We start from the raw sequence: 18,908 nt of genomic DNA, 5'->3' as shown, positions 1-18,908 counted from the left end.
TGGCCTATGTTGTCGAACATGAGCTATGGCTTCCAAGTGAGCGTCGACGCGGCCGACCCGCACGCGCAGGCCGACTGGTGGGCGGACGCGCTCGGCTGGGAGGTGGAACCCCAGGACGCGGACTTCATCCGCGACATGGTCTCCAAGGGGTTCGCCACCGAGGCCGACACCATCGTGCACGACGGGCAGCTTCGCTGGCGGGAAGGCGTGGCCATCCGGAGCGAGGGGCATCCGCGGGTGCTCTTCCAGCTCGTGCCCGAGGCCAAGACCGTCAAGAACCGGGTCCATCTCGACGTCCAGGTCGGTCAGGACAACGTCGAGGCGGAGGTCGAACGGCTGACCGCCAGGGGCGCGAGCTTCTCCCACCGGGGACGGCAGGGACCGCACTCCTGGGTGACGATGACCGACCCCGAGGGCAACGAGTTCTGCGTCACCTAGTGAGGTAGGCCAGCACGGCCAGCACGCGGCGGTGACCGTCCTGCGTGGGCGGCAGGTCGAGCTTGGCGAAGATGCTCGCGATGTGCTTGGCGACGGCCGCCTCGGTGACCACGAGTTCCCTGGCGATGGCGGCGTTGGCCCGGCCTTCGGCGATCAGCGACAGCACCTCGCGCTCGCGCGGGGTGAGCCGGGAGATCGGATCGCGGCGGCGGCCGAGCAGTTGCCGGACGACCTCGGGGTCCACGACCGTGGCGCCGGCGGCGACCCGGTCGAGGGCGTCGGCGAACTCCTTCACGTCACCGACCCGGTCCTTGAGCAGGTAGCCGACGCCGGTACCGGTCTCCAGGAGCTCGGCGGCGTAGGTCTGCTCGACGTACTGGCTGAGCACGAGCACGGGCAGGCCGTCGCGCCGCAGTTCCAGGGCGGCGCGCAGGCCCTCGTCGGCGAACCCCGGCGGCATGCGCACGTCGGTGACCACGATGTCCGGCGCGTGCTCGCGGACCGCGGCGAGCAGGGCGTCCGCGTCGCCGACGGCGGCGGCGACCTGGTGGCCGAAGCGTTCGAGCAGGCTCACCAGGCCCTCACGCAGGAGGACGGCGTCCTCGGCGATGACTACGCGCACGGGATCTCCGCTCTGATGGTGGTCGGGCCGCCGGGCGGGCTGGACAGGGACAGTCTGCCGCCGACCACGTCGAGCCGGTCGGCCAGCCCGGTGAGCCCGGTTCCCGCCGCCGCGTCGGCGCCGCCGCGGCCGTCGTCGGTGACGGCGATCGACACGCTTTCGCGCGATTTTTCCACTCTTATCGTGATGTTGGTGGCGTTGCTGTGTTTGGTGGCGTTGGTGAGGGCTTCGCTGACCACGTAGAAGGCGGCGATCTCCACGGGCGGCGGGAGCCGTACGTCCAGATCTGTCTTGATGGTCACGGGGAGGGCCGAGCGCGCGGCCAGTTCGCCGACGGCGGCGGCCAGGCCGCGGTCGGTCAGCACCTGGGAGTGCACCCCGCGGATCAGTTCGCGAAGTTCGGCCAGCACCTGCTTGGCCTCGGCGTGCGCCCGATCGAGCGTACGCGCCAGCGGGGCCTCGTCGGGAACGTCCAGCCTGGCCAGCCCGAGCGTCATGGTCAGCGCGACCAGCCGCTGCTGCGCCCCGTCGTGCAGGTCGCGCTCGATCCGGCGCCGTTCGACCTCGAAGGCGTCGACCAGCCGCGCCCGCGACCGCCTGACCTCCTCCAGTTCCGCCCGCTCGGGCGCGAGCACCGCCCTGACCATCGCCGCGCGCGCCCCCGCCCAGGCCGTCAGCACGTACGCCCCCACGGGCACCAGCGCCACTCCCACGAACGAGGCGGCCACCGCGATCGCCCCCGCCGCCTCCGGCTGCACCACGGGCGAGAGCACCAGCAGCGATGGCCCGCCCACCGCGACGCCGACGATCGCCAGGTCGATCCACCAGAACGCGACCAGCGTGAGCACGGCCAGCCCGATCTCGCGCCGCCGCTCCCGGGTCCCGGGCACCGGCGACAGGTCCACCAGCCGCATCCGCCACCGCTCGAAGCGCGACACGAACGGCCCGAACGCCACCAGCGCGACGATCCCGGCACCCGCCGCGGCCCACCCCGGCAGCACCTCGGACACCGCCGCCACCACCAGCGGCACGACGCAGAAGACCGCGCCGGCCAGCAGGTACGCCAGCGCCCGCCAGGGCCAGGACGAACGCAGGAACGGCAGCGGCCGGGAGCCGAGCGCTTCGAGGGCGGAGGTGCTCACCCCGCCAAGGTAGCCAGAGAGCGGAAACCTAAATTTAGGTCAATGACAAACTTGAGTCCGTCATGCCAAAATGGCGGCATGACGACAGGGCTCCGCGCGATGAAGAAGCAGCAGACCAGGGAGAACATCTCCCAGCACGCCACCAGGCTCTTCCTGGAACGCGGCTACGACAAGGTGACGATCGCCGACGTCGCCACCGCCGCGCAGGTGGCCAAGATGACGGTGACCAACTACTTCCCCCGCAAGGAGGACCTGGCGCTCGACCTGGGCGACGCGTTCGTCTCCGGGCTGGCGCGCACGGTCGCCGAGCGGGCGGCCGGCCGGTCTGCGCTGGCCGCGCTCCGTGCCGCCTTCCTGGCCGCGGTGGAACGCAAGGACCCGGTGATCGGCTTCGCTCCTTTGGAGTTCGCCCGGATGATCACCGACAGTCCCGCGCTGGTGGCCAGGCTCCGCGAGTTCCACGACGAGCGCGAGGCCGCCCTGGCCGCCCGGCTCGCGGCCGAGACCGAGCCCGGCTTCCTGCCCCGGCTCGCGGCGGCGGAACTCGGGGCGGCGCACCGGCTGCTGTTCGACGAGACGCTGGCCCGGGTGCTCGACGGCCAGGACCACGACGCGATCGCCGCGGCGCTGACCGAGGCCGGGCGCATGGCCTTCGACCTGCTGGAGCCCTCCCTGGGGACCTATGCGGTTGCCGCGGATGCGTAGCCGGGACGAGCTCACCGCCGACTACGCCGCGTTCCAGACCCGGGGGCGGCGGGCACTTCTCGACGGCGAGGCCACCCACGACCTGCCCTTCGCCGAAGGAAGCCCGCGCTGGGGCATGACCACCGTCCTGCGCCCGACGGGCCCCACGCTCGACCGGCTGGAGTCGCTGGCCAGATCGGCGGGCGCCGCCGCGGGCCCCGGCCACTGGACTCACGGCCGCGGCGTCCTGCACGTCACCCTGCGCTCGCTGGAGCCGTACCGGCGGGTGATCCCCGCCGCCGACCCGGCCCTGCTGACCTACGCCGCCGCCCTGCGCTCCGCGGCCCGGGGGCTGCCGCCGGTGCGGATGCGCGTCGAGGGCGTCAGCCCGCACGCCGGTGGCGTCCTGGCCTTCGGCTATCCGGAGGACGACACGATCTGGACCCTCCAGCGCCGGTACGCCGAGGCGCTGGGGGCACGCGGGGCGTTCGAGTCGTGGCCCCGGGAGCGCTGGTACATCAGCCTGGTCCACTTCGCCGCGCCGCTGACCGACCCCAAGAAGGTGGTCGCCTGGTGCGACGACCACGCGGGCGAGGCGCCGGGCACCACCGAGATCCCCGCCGCCGACCTCGCCCACGCCACCATCAGCGGCCCGCACGTCCGCCTCACCACCCTGGAACGGGTCATACTGGACAGATGATGATCGCCTTAACCTGGGTGACCCTCGGTTTGGTGGCCGCCAACACCGTCGTGGCCGCGTACGTCATCTTCTTCGACCGCTTCCCGCCCTGGACCCCCTGGTTGCGCAGGCACCACTTCAACCGGATCAGCGGCTGGGGAAACCTGCTGGTGTCGGCCTCACTGGCGCTGAACATCATCGCCGTGCACATGGAGTTCTCCTATCCGATCACGGCGGCCGCTCTTCTGTGTCTGGTGGGGGCGGCGGTGCTCTGGTACGTGGGCGGGACTAGAAGCTCGTCCCCAGCAGGCGGGCCACCTCCGCACGGTCGTTGACGCCCAGCTTGTCGTAGACCGCCTGCAGGTGGTTGGCGGCGGTGCGCATGGACAGGGTGAGGCGGTCGGCGATCTGGCGGTTGGTCAGGCCGGCCGCGGCGAGCTGGACGATCTCCCGCTGGCGCGGGGTCAGGTCCGGGGTGGCGAGTTCGACCAGGGCCGGGGTCGTGACGCCTGGGCAGCGCCGGGCCAGGGCCCAGGCCCGGGTCTGGGCGCCCTTGGCGGCGGAGCCGCGGCCCATCCGGCGGTAGGCGGCGGCCTCCTGCGCCGTGGCCTCCGCGGCGTACAACACCATGCCGAGCGACTCGAACTCGGCCGCCACCGCGCGCAGGCCGGGCGGGTCGTTGCGGGCGGCGGCGTGGGCGTGGCGGGCGCAGATCTGGGCGAAGGGGCCCTCCATCCCGCCGGCCAGCTCGTCCAGCGAGCCGGTCACCAGGTCGGCGGCGCCCATTCTGACGACGTCGTGCAGGGCGAGCATCCGGTAGCCCAGGTAGGGGCAGTCGGCGGCCATGGACAGCGCCGTGCGCACGGCCCCGTCGAGGTCGCCGTCGGCGGCGGCCAGCCAGGCCTTGGCCAGCAGCACGGGCTGGAGCGTGTAGTTCCAGCATCCGGCCAGTTCTTCGGCTTCGGTCAACGCCTTTCTGGCGGTTTCCAGATCGCCCAGCAGCGCCGCCGAGTGGGCCAGTTCGGCCAGGCACCTGCCCAGGTACGGCGAGCGGGCGCGCAGCCGTACGACATCCTCGCGGCACCAGCGCAGGGCGGCGGCCACGTCGCCGCGCAGGCGGCAGATCCGCGCGCGGTAGGCGCCGAACCCGCAGACCGACAGGTCCGGCGCGGCCAGTTCGGTGCCCTGGACGGCGATGCGGGCGGCGTCGGCGAGCTCCCCCGCGAACAGGTGGGCCGCGCACCGCGCGTCCAGCATGACCGGCAGCGCGTGCGGGGCCCGGTCGCGCCAGGCGTCCGCGCCGGCCATGGCACGTTCCACGACGGACACGCAGCGGGCGCTGCGGCCGGAGTGGGCGCTCACCCAGGACTCCAGCGCGGCCAGGTGCCCGCTGCCGCGCGCGGTGTCGGGGGCGAGGTCGCGGGCGCGGGTGAGCGTGCGCCCGGCGGCGTCGAGGCGGCCGGTGAAGAAGTCGACGACGCCGCGGTAGACGAGCAGTTCCTGGCGCCAGGCCGGGTCGGCCAGCGTGTCGGCGGCGCCTTCGAAGACGCGGCCGGCCTCGTGGGTGTCGCCGGACCAGAGCATGTTGACGCCGAGCGCGAGCGCGTGCTGGGCGCGTTCGGCGTCGGTGGCGCCGGGCCCGTCCTGACGGCGCAGCACCTCCTGCGCGCCGCCGGTGTCGCCGAGGATCGTCAGCACCTGCCCGAGCAGCGCGACCGCCTCGATGCCGGCGCCCGCCTCGACCGCGGCCCGGCCGAGCCGGGCGGCCAGGTGCGGGTCCTGGCGCCCCCACGCCAGGTGCGCGGCGACCAGGAGCATGCGCGGGTCGGCGGGCGAGCCGCTGTCGAGCCGCCACACGGCCGCGCGCAGCATGTCGTCGCGCCCGCGCATCCCGCTGGCCTCCAGCGACTCCGCCAGCGTGCGCAGCCGCCGCCGGGCCCTGAGCGTACGGCAGCGCCCCCGCACCACCTCGCCATAGAGCGGATGGCCGAGCCGCATGCCGGGTCCGTCGGCGACGATGAGACCGCGGTCCTCCACCCGTTCGACCGCGCCCGCCGAGGCCATCGTGACCAGCAGGTCGGTGCCGAGCGGTTCGCCGAACGCCACGAGCTCCAGCACCTCGCGCTCGTCCGGGTCGAGATGCCCGATCCGCTCGCTGACCAGCTCGCGCAGGCGGGTGGTCATCGACAGCCCGCCCCGCCATCGCCACTGGCCGCCCTGCTCGGCCAGGCAGCCGATGTCGCGCCCGGCGTGGACGAGCTCGCGCAGGTAGAGCATGTTGCCCTCGCTCACCCTCGCCAGGTGGCGTACGGTCTCGGCCGCCACGTCACCGCGCAGCGCCGCGGTGAGCGCCCGGCCGACCTCGTCGCGGGTCAGCGGCGCCAGCTCGATCCTGGTGACCAGCTCCTCCTTCCAGAGGGCGGCCACCGGCTCGGGCACGGGCTCTCCGGTCCGCACGGTGACCAGCAATGCCGCCTCGCCGCGCGTGGCCAGGTAGTGCAGCAGCGCGGCGGAGGCGGCGTCCAGCCGGTGCGCGTCGTCCACGGTGACCAGCAGCGGCGCCTGTCCCGCCCGGGTCCGCAGATGCCGGGCGGCCCAGCCCAGCAGGTTCTCGCCGCCGTCCGGCGGCCCGCCCAGCACGTGCGCGAACGCCCCGAACGGGATCATCGCCGCGGTCTCCGTGCCCAGGGCCCGTACCACGCAGTGCTCCGTCAGGCCCGCCGCCGCCTCGGCCGCCAGCCTGCTCTTCCCCACTCCGGCCTCGCCCGCGATCATCGCTCCCGTGCAGGATCGCAGCGCCCGGTGGACGGCGGCCAGCGGGCCCTGCCGTCCGATGAATGGCCATCGATTGCTCATCGCAGCCCTCCTCCCGGATCTCATCGTCGGGATCCCGGTTCGCGGGAGGTTCAGGTCCTCAGTCCCGCCGCCGTCAGCAGGAGATCCACCACCGCGTCGGTCCCGCTGAACGGCACCGGTTCGCCGCCCACCTCCTCGAGCAGCCCGCGGAGCTGGCCGCCGGACTGCTCGGGTTCTACCAGGCGTACGATGACCGTCCTCATGCCCGCACGATCCACCGGCGCGGTTCAGGTCTGGTTCAGGTGGGTTTTCGGGTGGTTTTCGGGTGGGTTTTCAGGTGGGGAAGGGCGCGGGCTCGACCTCCAGCTCGCGCATCCGCTCGGTGTAGACGTGGTAGCGGCGGCGGGCGTCGCCGCGCCGTCCCGCCTGGTCGAGGGAGCGGATCAGCCCCAGGTGGGCGCGTTCGTCGTAGCCGTCGCGCTCCAGCAGCCGCAGCCAGTAGCGGGCCGCCTCGTGGTGGCGTCCCTCCTCCGCCCTCGCGCCGGCCAGCCGCGCCGCCGCCTGCACGTAGGCGAGCCTGGCCTGCTCGCGCAGCCCCACGGCCCAGTCGGCGTAGGGGTCCTCCTCACAGAACTCCCCGCCGTAGGCGGCCTCGGCCGCCTTCCACCGCGCCAGCGCCTCACCGCCGCGCCCGGCCTGCTCCAGCCGTACGGCGGCGCCGGCCAGCCCCAGGAACCGCTCGATGTCCACGTCGGCGTGGTCGAGGTCGAGCCGGAGCGCGCCCTCGTCGGAGACCACGATCTCCACCTCGTGCGCCGGGTCGAGCACCGCGCGCAGCGTGGAGACCATCACGTTGAGCCGTTTGAGCCCGACCGCCTCGTCCTCCTGGTCCGGCCAGAGGATCTCGACCAGGCGCTCCCTGCCGATCGCCCTGCCTCTCCTGCTGACCAGGATCTTCAGCAGGTCACGGGCCTTACGGGACTGCCATGCCGTACGCGGGACGGGGAAGGAGCCGCGCAGCACGCGGAAGGTTCCCATCGTCTCGACCGTCACCCGCGCGCCCGAGGCGGGAGTGACGCGCGCCAGCAGCGCGTCGATGCGGTCGTCGAGCATGCGGCAGCCGATCGCGTGCATGCGCTCGGCGACCTGCCCGGCCACCTCGGCGCCGACGGCGGGGTCGGCGAGTGCCGCTCTGACCAGTTCGGCTCTGGCGCGTCCGACGGGGTCGCCGAGCGTGCTCCAGATGCGTACGGCGTCGTCGGCGCGGTCGTGGTCCTTGTCCAGTTCGGCCCGGAGCTCGGCGATGCCGGCCAGGCCGGTGTGGTGGCGGCGTTCGGCGGCGATGGGCTCCGCCTCGTCGAGCAGTTTCCTGGCGGCCTCCGCGCGGCCGGCGGAGAAGGCCACGCGGGCGGCGGCCACCCGGGCGCTCACCGCGGCCATGCCCTCGGTGTGCTTGAGCGCCTCGGCGGCCAGGCGGGCGGCCTCGTCGGGGTCCTCGGCGGCCAGGAGCTCGGCCAGCTCGGTCAGCGTGTTGCCGAGGGCCTGGGCGTCACGCGAGCGCCCGGCCTCCACCTGGACCCGGCGGTAGGTGGCAGCGGCCGCGCCGCGCTCGCCGCGCAGCGTCTGGATCCTGGCCAGTTGCAGCAGGCCGTAGCCGATGCGCGAGCCCATGGCCTCCCAGCGCGCCACGGCGTCGGCGGCGTCCACGGCGGCCTCTTCGAGGCGGCCGAGCCCGATGAGCGCCTTGGCCCGGTTGGAGACGGTCAGGGCGGCCCACGGCGCGAACGCCACCAGGTCGGACAGCCGGCCGGCGATGTCCACGTCGGCCAGCGCGGCGTGGTAGTCGGCCTCGTCGATGTGGCGTGATGCCCGGTTGGCCCGGATGCGGATGAGCTGGAGGATGTCGCCGGCGCGCTCGGCGTACTCCAGCGCCCGCAGGTAGTAGGCGTCGTTGGCGCGGCGGTCGCCGTCGAGCGCGGCGACCATGGCGATCACCGTGGTGGCGGCGGCCAGCGCGCCCGGGTCGCCCAGCAGCGCGGCGGCGTCGAGCGCGCGTTCGGCCGTCTCCGCGCAGGCCGCCCGGTCGCCGCGCAGCCACAGCACCGAGGCGGCCGAGGCGGTGCAGATGGCCGCGTCGGCCGGCGGCGAGCCGTGCTCGGCTCCCCGCAGGTACATGGCCATGGCGGCGTCGAGGTCGCCGCGCAGGTGGTCGATGAAGCCGAGGCGCCGGGCCAGGAAGGCGTCGAAGGCGGGGCTGTCGGCCGCTCTGGCGAGCAGTTCGCGGGCGCGGCGCCAGTCGCCGCGGTTCTGCTCGGCGATTCCGGCCAGCCGCAGCATGGCCGGGCTCTCCCGCCGGTCCTCCGGCAGCAGCGCCAGCCCGGCCAGGACGTCGTCGCCGCGCTCGGCCAGCCGGGGTCCGTGCGCGGTCAGCAGCGACGCGGTCAGCTCGGTGTGCCCGGTGGCGACGGCGGCGCGCAGCGCCTGCTCGGGCTGGTCGTGCTCGACGTACCAGCGGGCGGCCACCTCGGCCGTGTCGTGGGACTCGTGCCGGTCGAGCGGCGCGTGCCTGGCCAGCACGTGCCGGCTGGTGGCGGTCAGCCGGTGGCCGCCCTGGGCCGCTTCCAGGAAGAGTCCGCGGCCGGTCAGCGAGGTCAGCGTGTCGGGCGGCACGCCGAGCGTGGCGGCCAGGTCGGCGGTGAGCACCGGCAGGATCGTCGCCGCCCGCAGCAGCTCGCGCATCTGGGCGGGCAGGTCGCGCAGGGCGTCGAGCGTGAGGCGTTCGAGCGTGTCGGAGGTGGCGGCCAGGCCGGAGGCCATCGCGGGCCACAGCGCGGGCTCGGCGCGGGCCATGGCGTCGAGCGCGGCCCGCACCGCGGCGGGCCAGCCGCCGCTGGCCGCGTGCAGGGCGGGGGCGACGGCGGCGCCGGACGCGCCGAGCCGGTCGCGGGCCCAGTCGGCGCACTCCCCGACGCTCAGGGCGAGGTCGGTCGCGTCGAAGGTCAGCACTTCGAGGTCCTGGCGCAGCCGCGCCGTCGGGAACGGCAGCGGCGCCCTGGACGCGGTCACGATGTGCAGGTGCCGGGGCGCCGCGCGCACCAGCGTCTCCACGAACCGCACCGGTCCCGGCGCGCCGGCGATCACGTCGATGCCGTCGAAGACCATCACCAGGCCACGCCGCAGCCGTAACCGCAGGGCCTCGGCCAGCGCGCCGGCCAGCGCCGCCGCCCTGGCGGGTTCGTCGGCGTCGGGGCCGAGCGGGGCGTCAGCGGCGGCGGGCAGTTCCGCGGGCAGGTCGGGCACGCGCGTGGCCAGCTCCGCGATCACCGCGGCGGAGAACGGCGCGAGCTCCCGGTCGCCCGGACCGAAGCGGTGCAGCACGCCGCCGACGGCCTGGCTCCAACCGGCCAGCGCGATCGACTTGCCGTAGCCGGTGGCCGCGACGAGCGTGGTGAGCCTGTGCGTCAGCGCACCGTCGAGCCGCCGGTCGAGGGCTGGACGGGGCCGCACCCACCCGCGTTCCACCCCCGCATGTTACGCCCCGTTTCGCGGGCGACTCCAGAGTTCGGAAAGTGCCACCTCCCGTTCACGCGCAGAGAGGAGCACTATGGTCAGGTACCTCTTTCCGAGGAGGGCGCCGTGGATCAAGACCTGCCCGGCGGAGCGCGCGTGATCGTCGGTGTGGACGAATCGCCGGCCGCGCGCTTGGCGCTGGCCTGGGCCATCGGCGCCGCACGACTACGCCGCATGCCGCTGGTCGCCGTGCACGTGAGCCGGGCGCCGATCCATCCTTTCCCCGAGGCACTGCCGCTGCAGCACGCGGCCAGGGCCGGAGAGGAGACTCGAAGTACGGAGGTGGTCACCGACGCCTTCGTCGAGGTGTGCGGCGGTGTGCCCACCGACATCGTGACCGCGGTCGTCGGCCGGATGGGCGACCCCGGCTACCACCTGGTCGACCTGGCCGGCGAGTGCGACCTGCTGGTGCTCGGCCGCAGCAGGCGCGGCCTGCTCAGCCGGATGCTGCTGCCCTCGACCAGCATGTACTGCGCCCGCCACGCGCGGGCCACGGTGGTGATCGTGCGTGAGCCCGCGCCGCCCGACGAGCCGGAGGTCTCGGGCGAACGCGGGCACCGACGATTCTGGAGCCGCTGACTTACACCGGGCGATTTGTCAGGAGATGCAGGGCTTTGTCCAACCGGTCCTGGCGGGCCTCCGGCGTCAGCGCCTGAAGCACCGGCAGCATGGCCAGGTAGCGCCCGGTCTTGTCGAGCCGCTCGAACGCCTCCTTGGCGGCGGGGTCCGCCTCCAGCGCCGCCGCCAGGTCAGGCGGCACCGTGGCCGCCTTCTGCGACTCGTATGCGGCCGCCCACCTGCCGTCCTCCTGCGCCCTGCGCACCTCGGCCAGGCCGGGCTCGCGCATCCGGCCCGCCGCCGCCAGCATGGCGACCTTGTCCACGTTCACCTGCGACCACAGGCTCCTGGCCCGGCGCGGCACGTACTTCTGCAGGTAGTACCGCTCGTCCAGCGAACGGCGCAGCCCGGAGACCCAGCCGTAGCAGAGCCCGATGTCGACGAGCTCGTCCTCGGTCACCGTCGAAATGCCCGACTTCTTCTTGGCCACCTTGATCCACACGCCTTCCTGCCGCGTGTGGTGTCCGGCCAGCCAGCCCTCGAACGCCGGGCCGTCGGCGAAGGCGAGGACCTCCACCCCGTCGAGCTCATCCATGGGCGTCAGGCTAGCGTCAGCACTTCTTCACGCCCGGGAAGGGGTCCTTCGGGGTGTAGAGGGTGCTGGCCGGCACCCAGCCGTACCTGCCGCTGTCGTCGCCCTGGGTGTAGTACCAGACGTTGTTGCCGCCGCTGTGCTTCTCGCCCCTGATGTAGCACTTGAACCAGCTCGGGTTGGAGCGGAGCGTGTCCACCCTCCTGGGCCAGGTCTGCTGGTTGTCCGGGTCGCCCCAGCTGGTCTTGTTGTAGATCGGCCTGGGCGCGTAGTTGCCGCACTTCAGGCTGCCGTCCCCCTGGGCGTAGCAGGGCGGGTTCTGGGCCTGGGCCGCCGCCCCGACGCCGACCGTCACCCCGGCCGCCGCCACAACCGCCATGACCACTGTACGAACTCGCATGATCTTGATTCCCCTCGTATCCGCGAACAGGGGAGACGCTAGACGCGAGGGTTATCGATTCGCTTTAGAACGGTTGTCAGCAGGCGGACGCCCTCGGGGATGGCGGTCCGGGAGATGCCGCCGTAGCCCAGGACCACGCCGTGGCCGGGGGCGCCCTCCGCGTAATAGGAGGCCAGGGACTCCACGGCCAGCGACGGCGCCGGCCGTACCTCCAGGGTGGGGTCGAGGCGGGCGCAGACGTGCAGGCCCGCGGCGGACGGGACCAGCTGGAAACGGGCGTCGGCCGCGAGCAGGGCGGTGATCTGCGCGTGCCGGGCCGCGTACTCCTTGGTGGCCTTCCTGATGTGCCTGGCCAGCAGGCCCTCGTCGATGAAGCGGGCCAGCGCGGCCTGCGCGAACGGGTCGCCGTGCCAGTCGGTGAGCTGCTTGGCGGCGCGCAGCGCCGTACGGAGGGAGGCGGGCGCGACCAGGAAGCCCAGCCGCAGCGTCGGCAGCAGCGTCTTGGAGAAGGAGCCGACGTAGACGACCCGGCCGGCGCCGTCGAGGCTCTGCAACGGCTCCAGCGGACGCTCGCCGAAGCGGAACTCGCTGTCGTAGTCGTCCTCGATGATCACCGCGTCGCGGTGCCGCGCCCACTCCAGCAACGCGGTACGGCGGGCCAGCGACATCGGCACACCCAGCGGGAACTGGTGCGACGGCGTCACGTAGACCAGCCGGGCGGCCTTGGGCAGGGCGGCGACGTCCAGGCCCTCCTCGTCCACCGGCACCCCGGCCACGCGGGCGCCGAGCGAGCGGAAGAGCCGGCGGGCCGGCGGGTAGCCCGGCTCCTCGACGGCCACGCACGCCCCGGGCTCGATCAGCACCCGGCCGATCAGGTCGAGCGCCTGCTGGGCGCCCTGGGTGACGATCACGTCGTCGGCGCCGGCCCGTACCGAGCGGCTGATGCCCACGTGCCGCGCGATCGCCTCCTTGAGCGAGCCGTCCCCCGCGGGGTCGAGGTAGCCCGCCGAGCTCACCCGCAGCTCCCGCGCCAGCAGCCGCCGCCAGCTCGCGATCGGGAACAGCTTCGGGTCCGGCAGCCCGACCGTGAAGTCGTGGTGCGCCCGGCCGCGCGGCGGCATCAGCGGCTCGGCCGCGTCGCGCCAGAGCGCCCTCGGCCGCACCACGCCTCTCGGCGCGGCCCTTCCCCTGACCGGCTCTCCCGTCACGAACGTGCCCGCCCCGGCCCGGCCGGCCAGGAAGCCGTCGGCCACCAGCCGGTCGTAGGCCACGGCCACGGTGTTGCGCGAGACGTCGAGGCGAGCGGCCAGCTCGCGGGTGGGCGGCAGCCGTTCGCCCGGTCTGAGGCGGCCGTCGAGTATCGCGTCGAGCAATTGCCGGTAAATTCGCGCGGCCAGGTCGCCGCGGCCTTCGAGGCTGACGTGGAAGTCCACTCTTCACCCTCCTTTTCGGCCGGGTGGACCTAGCTCCACCCTGGCGTGCATCTGAGTGCATTCCTGGGGCCGTGCCGTACTTCTAGCGTCATTGATATGAATGTCACGCGTCGAGGTTTCATCGGTGGCACGGCGGCCGTGGGCGGCACGGCGGTACTGGCGGACAGCGCGTACGGCGCCGCCGCCGACCGCCCGGCCATCGGTCCGGTGATCGTCAAGCGTAGCGACCCCCGCTACGACGACCTGGCCGAGCGCCGCACCAACCAGCGCTTCCGCCACGAGCCCGACTACTTCCACATGGCCGGCTCCACCGAGCAGGTCGTGGCCGCGGTCAACCAGGCGGTACGGGCGGGCCGCCGCGTCACGGTCCGCAGCGGCGGCCACTGCTACGAGAACTTCGTCGGCGACGGCGCGCAGGTGGTGATCGACCTGTGCGAGATGAAGGAGGTCACCTACGACGAGAAGCGCCGGGCTTTCCTGGTCGAGGCGGGTGCGACGCTCATGCAGGCGTACCGCACCCTCTACTTCGGCTGGGGCGTCACTCTTCCCGGCGGCCAATGCGGGGGCGTGGCCGCCGGGGGCCACATCGCCGGCGGCGGGTACGGCCCGCTGTCGCGCCGGCACGGTCTCACCGTCGACTACCTGCACGCCGTCGAGGTGGTCGTCGTCGACGCGTCAGGCCGGGCCCGCGCCGTCGTGGCCACCAGAAACCCGTCCGACCCCAACCACGACCTGTGGTGGGCCCACACCGGCGGAGGCGGCGGCAACTTCGGCATCGTCACCCGCTACTGGCTGCGCGACCCGGCGGCCCGCGGCGACGACCCGGGCAAGCTGCTGCCGAAGCCGCCCGCGAAGGTCGTGTCCGGCGTGGCCATCTGGTCCTGGGCGGGCATGACCAAGGAGTCCTTCCGCCGGCTCCTGCGCAACCATGGAACCTGGCACGAGCGCAACAGCTCCCCCGGCTCCCCCTACGCCGGGATGTGGGGCTCGCTGATCATTCCCGGCCGCAAGTCCGGCGACGACCCCGGAGGCATGATCCTTCCCACCCAGATCGCCGGGGACGTGCCCGGCGCCGAGCGCCTGCTACGCGACTTCTTCGCCGCCGTCGGCGAGGGCGTCACCCCGGAGGCTTTCGTCCCGCCCCTCCTGCAGCAGCCCTGGTTCCGGGCAGTCCGCGACCTCTCCCTCGGCGCGGAGCAGGAGTCCGGCCGTTACAAGGCCAAGTCCGCCCATCTCCGCGAGCGGTTCACCGACGCGCAGGCCGACGTCGCCTACGACCACCTCACCGCCCCCGGCCCGGTGGCCGACGGCGGCATGCTCTGGCTCCTGTCGTACGGCGGGCGGATCAACACCGTCGCCCCCACCGCCACGGCCACCCACGAACGCTCGTCCATCCTGAAGGTCATCCACCTGGCCGGATGGGCCCCGGAACAGGACGGCAAGGCCCACCTGGAATGGGTCCGCAGCCTGCACGGCAAGACGTTCGCGCACACCGGAGGCGTCCCGGTGCCCGGCGGCAACTGCGGCGGCGCCTACATCAACTACCCCGACATCGACCATGCGGACCCGCGCTGGAACACCTCCGGCGTCCCCTGGTCCACCCTCTACTACGGGGAGAACTACGCCCGCCTGCAGCGGGTCAAGGCACGCTGGGACCCCCGCGGCGTCTTCCACCACGGCCTGTCCGTGCGCGCCTGACGATTTCTGTGCCCCGGGAGCGGCTGGCGTGGGCGCGTTCCCGGGGCGTTGGTGGTCTCCGCGTCCACCCGGGGGGCGCCATTCCCGTCGGGCAGGCCGGAGGCCGCGTCCCTGTTCTTTCAGGACGACTTTTCTCGATAAAGGCTTTTGTGTCACGAACGATCACTAAGATAGCCGGACGTTTTCCGGATGCGCCAATGTATTTATCCGACCCTTCACTGCACCCTTCCCCCTAAAAGGTAGGCTTTGGGGGGTTGAGTGGATACTGTCCTGAACTGGACAAACGCCCGCTCATTGCTTTGATGGTGAGAGTGGCCCTTCTGAGAAGATCGCTTGCCGCTTTCGCCCTAACCGGTTTCGCCAGCGCCCTCTACCAGAGCTGGCGCTCACATCAGGACCGACTCCGGCACCCGCCGCCAGGACGCCTCGTGGACGTCGGCGGACGCATGATCCACATGCTGGAGGCCGGTCGCGGCTCCCCCACCGTGGTGATCGTCCCGGCGCTCGGGACGACCTCGATCGAGTACGCCCCCCTCCTGCCCGTCCTCGGCCAGGAAACCTCGGCCGTGGTCTTCGACCGCGCCGGCATGGGATGGAGCGACCCCGTCAGCTCGCCGCTGGCCATGCTGGACGCCGCCGCCGACCTGCGCAAAACCCTCGCCCTGGCCGGGTACGGCCCGCCGTACGTGCTGGTGGGGCACTCGATGGGCGGCTACGTCGTCCGGCTGTTCGCCGCGGCCCACGCAGGCGAGGTGTCCGGAGTGGTGCTCGTGGACTCCAGCCACCACGACCAGGCCAGGCGCTACCCGGGCTACCACCTCACCACGGTCAGGCGCGCCCTCATCGAGCGGATCACCCCGTACGGCCTGCGCCGCCTGGCCGTCGACCTCGGCCTCCTGGACAGCCCCGGCCACCTCGACCTCGGCGACCGCCAGCGCCGCACCACGTGGTGGGAGCAGACCCTGCGCGCCCAGATCGGCACGGAGACCGGCCGCCGCGCCCCCACCCTGGGCGACATCCCGCTGACGGTGGTGACGTGCAGCGAGCACAACGAGGACAACAGGACGCCCGAGCAGGCCGCCAGCTTCAGCCGCCACTACCGCGTCTGGTTCCCGATGCAGCGGGAGCTGACGGGCCTGTCGACCAGCAGCAGGCACATCGTGGCCGAGAACGCCGGGCACTACGTGCACCGCGCCCGCCCGGACGTGGTCACGAAGGCGATACTCGAGCACGTGAAAGGCGCCGGCCCCCTGTGAGGTCGGGGCCGGCGCCTAGAACTGAGAATCTACTTGAAGGCCTTCAGCCGCAGGCTGTTGGACACCACGAAAACGCTGGAGAAGGCCATCGCCGCACCCGCGATCATGGGGTTGAGCAGGCCTAGCGCCGCCAGGGGCAGCGCCGCCACGTTGTAGGCGAACGCCCAGAACAGGTTGCCCTTGATGGTCTTCAACGTCCTGCGGGACAGGCGGATCGCGTCGGCCGCCACCCGCAGGTCGCCGCGGACGAGGGTCAGGTCGCTGGCCTCGATGGCGGCGTCGGTGCCGGTGCCCATCGACAGCCCGAGGTCGGCCTGGGCGAGCGCGGCGGCGTCGTTGACGCCGTCGCCGACCATCGCCACGACCTTGCCCTCCTGCTGCAGCTTCTTGACCACGTCGACCTTGTCGGCCGGCAGCACCTCGGCGATGACCTGGCCGATGCCGACCTCGGCGGCGACGGTGGCCGCGACGGCCTGGTTGTCGCCGGTGAGCAGCACCGGGGTCAGGCCGAGCGCGCGCAGCCGCTCGATCGCCTCCTTGCTGGTCGGCTTCACGACGTCGGCCACGACGAGGACCGCGCGGGCCTTGCCGTCCCAGCCGACCGCGACGGCGGTACGGCCGGCGTTCTGCTCGGCCTCCAGCGCCTCGACCAGGTTCGCGGGCAGGTGCTGCGACCACTCCTCCAGCAACCTGGGCCGCCCGACCAGGACCGCGTGCCCGTCGACGATGCCCTGCACGCCGAGGCCCTCGACGTTGGCGAAGTCCTCGACCGTGGCATCCGACTGCGCGGCCTTGGCGACGGCCTGCGCGATCGGGTGCTCGGAGGCGTGCTCAAGCGCTCCGGCCAGCCTGAGCACCTCGTCGCGGTTCTCGCCCTCGGCCAGGTGCACGTCCGTGAGCGTCATCCTGCCCTCGGTGACGGTGCCGGTCTTGTCCAGGACGATCGTGTCGATCTTCCGGGTGGACTCCAGCACCTCGGGGCCCTTGATCAGGATGCCCATCTGGGCGCCCCGGCCGGTGCCGACCAGCAGGGCCGTCGGCGTGGCCAGGCCCAGAGCGCAGGGGCAGGCGATGATCAGGACGGCGACCGCCGCGGTGAAGGCGGCACCGGCGCCGTTGCCGGTGCCGAGCCAGTAACCGAGCGTGCCCACGGCCAGCGCGATCACGATCGGGACGAAGACGCCCGAGATGCGGTCGGCCAGGCGCTGCACCGCGGCCTTGCCGGTCTGCGCGTCCTCGACGAGCTTGGCCATCTGGGACAACTGCGTGTCGGCGCCGACCCGGGTGGCCCGCACGATGAGCCGGCCGCCGGCGTTGACGGTGGCGCCGGTGACGGGGTCGCCCGGCCGTACCTCCACCGGGACGGACTCGCCGGTCAGCATGGAGGCGTCTACCGCGGAGCTGCCTTCCTGGATCACACCGTCGGTGGCGATCTTCTCGCCGGGCCGTACGACGAAGGTGTCCCCGACGGCGAGCTGGTCGGTGGGGATGCGGCGCCCGTCGGCGAGCTCCACGTCCTTGGCGCCGAGCTCCAGCAGCGCGCGCAGGGCGGCGCCCGCGCGGCGCTTGGAGCGCGACTCGAAGTAGCGGCCGGCCAGGATGAACGCGGTGACGCCCGCGGCGGCCTCAAGGTAGATGTTGCCGGAGCCGTCGGTGCGCTCGATCGAGAACTCGAACGGGTGCGTCATCCCCGGTACGCCCGCGGTGCCGAGGAACAGCGCCCAGACCGACCAGAGGAACGCGGCGATCGTCCCGATGGAGACCAGCGTGTCCATGGTGGCGGCGCCGTGGCGCAGGTTCGTCCAGGCGGCCTTGTGGAACGGCCAGCCCGCGTAGACCACGACCGGCGCGGCCAGCGTCAGCGACAACCACTGCCAGTACTCGATCTGCAGCGCCGGGACCATCGCCATCGCGATCACCGGGATGCCGAGGACGAGCGAGGTGATGAGCCGGTTGCGCAGCGGCCTGAGCTCGTCGTCCTCTTCGCCGGTGGTTCCCGCCTCGGCCTTCTCGACCTTGGGCAGCGCCGCGGTGTAGCCGGCCGACTCGACCGTCGCGATCAGCCGCTCGGGGTCCAGACCCTCAGGAAAGGTGACCTTCGCCTTCTCCGTCGCGTAGTTGACCGTCGCGGTCACGCCGTCCATCTTGTTCAGCTTGCGCTCGATGCGGTTGGCGCAGGACGCGCAGGTCATGCCGCCGATCGATAGCTCGACGGCGCCCTGGGGCTGGTCGTCGGTGAGGGAGGACATCACCTCTCCTTTCTGTACGTCGCGTCCTGCTAGTGGCCGTGCGGGGTGGAGTCGTGGTCGTTCTTCGCGCTCGGCTTGGCTCCCGGTTCGGCGGCGCCCTCGCCGGCCTTCACGGTGAAGTCCGCGGTGTGTACGGCTCCGCCGTGCTGGAAGTCCAGGAACAGACGGTAGTCGCCGCCGCTGGGTGCCTCGGCGTAGAACGTGATTCCCGGACCCGGCTGCGTCTTGCCGTCGCCGGGCGCGCCGTCGGGGTGCACGTGCAGGTAGGCCAGGTCGCCGGCGCGCAGGGCCACGAGGTGCCCGTACGCCCCGAGGTACGGCTGCAGGTCGGTGACCGGCTTGCCGTCCTTGCTGACGTTCAGCGTGAGCTTGCTCGACTGGCCGGGGACCAGGTCTCCGTCGAGCGTCACGGTGTAGCCGTCGACCTCGGAGGTGCGGCTGACCGCCTTCAGCGGCTTGGGCTGGAAGTCGCCCGCGACCTGGATGTCGGCGCCGAGCGTCAGGGCCTGGCCGCCGGTCGGGGTGAAGTCGGCGAACGCGCGGAAGGTTCCGGCGGCCGGGAAGGCGATCTTGACCGACCAGGTGCCGTCGGCGCTCATCTCGGGGTGGACGTGCTGGAAGCTGGACAGGTCACGGGAGACGACGATGAAGTGGAGCTTCTTGTCGTGCTCGACCTGGTAGTCGGTCACCGGCTTGCCGCTGGGGCCCGTCACGGTGAACTGGAAGTCTGTGGGCGCACCGGCCTTGGCGGCGGTGAGCGGGTTGAGGGTGTAGCCGTTCTGCGACACTTG

The 18,908-nt window shown here is 72.8% G+C and carries 17 protein-coding genes; 7 read left to right on the top strand and 10 right to left on the bottom strand.

Annotated elements, in window-relative coordinates; genetic code table 11:
- Nucleotides 1-18: 18 nt before the first annotated feature.
- Nucleotides 19-438 (top strand): VOC family protein, encoded by a 420-nt coding sequence (locus ACIBHY_RS19590; RefSeq protein WP_397247016.1) that lies wholly within the window; start codon nt 19-21, stop codon nt 436-438.
- Here the strand turns inward: ACIBHY_RS19590 and ACIBHY_RS19585 are convergent.
- Nucleotides 431-1,060, bottom strand: coding sequence for a response regulator (locus tag ACIBHY_RS19585; protein ID WP_397247015.1), 630 nt, complete (start codon nt 1,058-1,060; stop codon nt 431-433). The genes ACIBHY_RS19590 and ACIBHY_RS19585 overlap by 8 nt on opposite strands.
- Nucleotides 1,051-2,202, bottom strand: coding sequence for a sensor histidine kinase (locus ACIBHY_RS19580; RefSeq protein WP_397247013.1), 1,152 nt, complete (start codon nt 2,200-2,202; stop codon nt 1,051-1,053). Before ACIBHY_RS19580 ends, ACIBHY_RS19585 begins: the two co-directional genes overlap by 10 nt.
- A 78-nt stretch (nt 2,203-2,280) precedes the next feature.
- On the opposite strand from ACIBHY_RS19580, the gene ACIBHY_RS19575 reads away from it, so the two are divergent.
- Genes ACIBHY_RS19575 through ACIBHY_RS19565 form a run of 3 tightly spaced genes read left to right on the top strand, consistent with a single transcriptional unit; the run spans nt 2,281 to nt 3,900 of the window.
- A complete protein-coding gene (locus tag ACIBHY_RS19575; RefSeq protein ID WP_397247011.1) occupies nt 2,281-2,907 on the top strand; it encodes a TetR/AcrR family transcriptional regulator in 627 nt (208 codons plus the stop codon).
- Nucleotides 2,900-3,586 carry a hypothetical protein gene (locus ACIBHY_RS19570; RefSeq protein WP_397307365.1) on the top strand — a complete coding sequence of 229 codons (687 nt, stop codon included), beginning with the start codon at nt 2,900-2,902 and terminating at the stop codon, nt 3,584-3,586. The genes ACIBHY_RS19575 and ACIBHY_RS19570 overlap by 8 nt, the downstream gene beginning before the upstream one ends.
- Nucleotides 3,583-3,900: a hypothetical protein gene (locus ACIBHY_RS19565; RefSeq protein ID WP_397307364.1), complete on the top strand. Its 318-nt coding sequence runs from the start codon at nt 3,583-3,585 to the stop codon at nt 3,898-3,900. Before ACIBHY_RS19570 ends, ACIBHY_RS19565 begins: the two co-directional genes overlap by 4 nt.
- Here the strand turns inward: ACIBHY_RS19565 and ACIBHY_RS19560 are convergent.
- The 3 genes from ACIBHY_RS19560 to ACIBHY_RS19550 all read right to left on the bottom strand — a co-directional run bounded on the left by ACIBHY_RS19560 (nt 3,854) and on the right by ACIBHY_RS19550 (nt 9,883).
- Nucleotides 3,854-6,421 carry a LuxR C-terminal-related transcriptional regulator gene (locus tag ACIBHY_RS19560; protein WP_397307363.1) on the bottom strand — a complete coding sequence of 856 codons (2,568 nt, stop codon included), beginning with the start codon at nt 6,419-6,421 and terminating at the stop codon, nt 3,854-3,856. The genes ACIBHY_RS19565 and ACIBHY_RS19560 overlap by 47 nt on opposite strands.
- A 50-nt stretch (nt 6,422-6,471) precedes the next feature.
- Entirely contained in the window at nt 6,472-6,624 is a 153-nt protein-coding gene (locus ACIBHY_RS19555; protein ID WP_397247005.1) for a hypothetical protein, read from the bottom strand.
- 70 nt (nt 6,625-6,694) lie between these two features.
- On the bottom strand, nt 6,695-9,883 hold the full coding sequence (locus ACIBHY_RS19550) for a BTAD domain-containing putative transcriptional regulator (RefSeq protein WP_397307362.1): 3,189 nt from the start codon (nt 9,881-9,883) through the stop codon (nt 6,695-6,697).
- Nucleotides 9,884-9,997: 114 nt separating this feature from the next.
- Between ACIBHY_RS19550 and ACIBHY_RS19545 the strand changes: the two genes are divergently transcribed.
- Complete coding sequence (locus tag ACIBHY_RS19545) at nt 9,998-10,510, top strand: universal stress protein (protein ID WP_397307361.1); 513 nt, start codon at nt 9,998-10,000, stop codon at nt 10,508-10,510.
- 1 nt (nt 10,511) lies between these two features.
- On the opposite strand, the gene ACIBHY_RS19540 is transcribed toward ACIBHY_RS19545, so the two are convergent.
- Genes ACIBHY_RS19540 through ACIBHY_RS19530 form a run of 3 tightly spaced genes read right to left on the bottom strand, consistent with a single transcriptional unit; the run spans nt 10,512 to nt 12,914 of the window.
- Nucleotides 10,512-11,084 carry a YdeI family protein gene (locus ACIBHY_RS19540; protein ID WP_397307360.1) on the bottom strand — a complete coding sequence of 191 codons (573 nt, stop codon included), beginning with the start codon at nt 11,082-11,084 and terminating at the stop codon, nt 10,512-10,514.
- A gap of 16 nt (nt 11,085-11,100) precedes the next feature.
- Nucleotides 11,101-11,481, bottom strand: coding sequence for a hypothetical protein (locus tag ACIBHY_RS19535; protein WP_397246997.1), 381 nt, complete (start codon nt 11,479-11,481; stop codon nt 11,101-11,103).
- 38 nt (nt 11,482-11,519) lie between these two features.
- The gene (locus tag ACIBHY_RS19530; RefSeq protein ID WP_397307359.1) at nt 11,520-12,914 is read right to left on the bottom strand and encodes a PLP-dependent aminotransferase family protein; all 1,395 of its coding nucleotides are present in this window, start codon (nt 12,912-12,914) and stop codon (nt 11,520-11,522) included.
- A gap of 96 nt (nt 12,915-13,010) precedes the next feature.
- Here ACIBHY_RS19530 and ACIBHY_RS19525 point away from each other — a divergent pair, with 96 nt between their 5' ends.
- Nucleotides 13,011-14,612, top strand: coding sequence for an FAD-binding oxidoreductase (locus tag ACIBHY_RS19525; RefSeq protein WP_397307358.1), 1,602 nt, complete (start codon nt 13,011-13,013; stop codon nt 14,610-14,612).
- Between the two features lie 428 nt (nt 14,613-15,040).
- Nucleotides 15,041-15,868 (top strand): alpha/beta fold hydrolase, encoded by an 828-nt coding sequence (locus ACIBHY_RS19520; RefSeq protein ID WP_397246992.1) that lies wholly within the window; start codon nt 15,041-15,043, stop codon nt 15,866-15,868.
- A 29-nt stretch (nt 15,869-15,897) separates the two neighbouring features.
- Here ACIBHY_RS19520 and ACIBHY_RS19515 read toward each other — a convergent pair whose 3' ends face one another.
- Together ACIBHY_RS19515 and ACIBHY_RS19510 are read right to left on the bottom strand one after the other, a co-directional pair.
- Nucleotides 15,898-18,117 carry a heavy metal translocating P-type ATPase gene (locus tag ACIBHY_RS19515; protein WP_397307357.1) on the bottom strand — a complete coding sequence of 740 codons (2,220 nt, stop codon included), beginning with the start codon at nt 18,115-18,117 and terminating at the stop codon, nt 15,898-15,900.
- 29 nt (nt 18,118-18,146) lie between these two features.
- Nucleotides 18,147-18,905 carry a hypothetical protein gene (locus ACIBHY_RS19510; protein ID WP_397246988.1) on the bottom strand — a complete coding sequence of 253 codons (759 nt, stop codon included), beginning with the start codon at nt 18,903-18,905 and terminating at the stop codon, nt 18,147-18,149.
- Between the last annotated feature and the right edge of the window lie 3 nt (nt 18,906-18,908).

The organism is Nonomuraea sp. NPDC050547, assembly GCF_044457345.1.
In the GTDB taxonomy this organism is placed as follows: domain Bacteria; phylum Actinomycetota; class Actinomycetes; order Streptosporangiales; family Streptosporangiaceae; genus Nonomuraea.
Note: the sequence above shows the minus strand (reverse complement) of the source record. Positions and strands in the feature narration are given on the sequence as shown.

Coding starts and splice junctions, on each gene's coding strand:
- ACIBHY_RS19570 (WP_397307365.1), top strand. CDS start 2,900: ATGCGTAGCCGGGACGAGCTCACCGCCGACTACGCCGCGTTCCAGACC.
- ACIBHY_RS19535 (WP_397246997.1), bottom strand. CDS start 11,481: ATGCGAGTTCGTACAGTGGTCATGGCGGTTGTGGCGGCGGCCGGGGTG.
- ACIBHY_RS19565 (WP_397307364.1), top strand. CDS start 3,583: ATGATGATCGCCTTAACCTGGGTGACCCTCGGTTTGGTGGCCGCCAAC.
- ACIBHY_RS19515 (WP_397307357.1), bottom strand. CDS start 18,117: ATGTCCTCCCTCACCGACGACCAGCCCCAGGGCGCCGTCGAGCTATCG.
- ACIBHY_RS19575 (WP_397247011.1), top strand. CDS start 2,281: ATGACGACAGGGCTCCGCGCGATGAAGAAGCAGCAGACCAGGGAGAAC.
- ACIBHY_RS19525 (WP_397307358.1), top strand. CDS start 13,011: ATGAATGTCACGCGTCGAGGTTTCATCGGTGGCACGGCGGCCGTGGGC.
- ACIBHY_RS19560 (WP_397307363.1), bottom strand. CDS start 6,421: ATGAGCAATCGATGGCCATTCATCGGACGGCAGGGCCCGCTGGCCGCC.
- ACIBHY_RS19555 (WP_397247005.1), bottom strand. CDS start 6,624: ATGAGGACGGTCATCGTACGCCTGGTAGAACCCGAGCAGTCCGGCGGC.
- ACIBHY_RS19590 (WP_397247016.1), top strand. CDS start 19: ATGAGCTATGGCTTCCAAGTGAGCGTCGACGCGGCCGACCCGCACGCG.
- ACIBHY_RS19540 (WP_397307360.1), bottom strand. CDS start 11,084: ATGGATGAGCTCGACGGGGTGGAGGTCCTCGCCTTCGCCGACGGCCCG.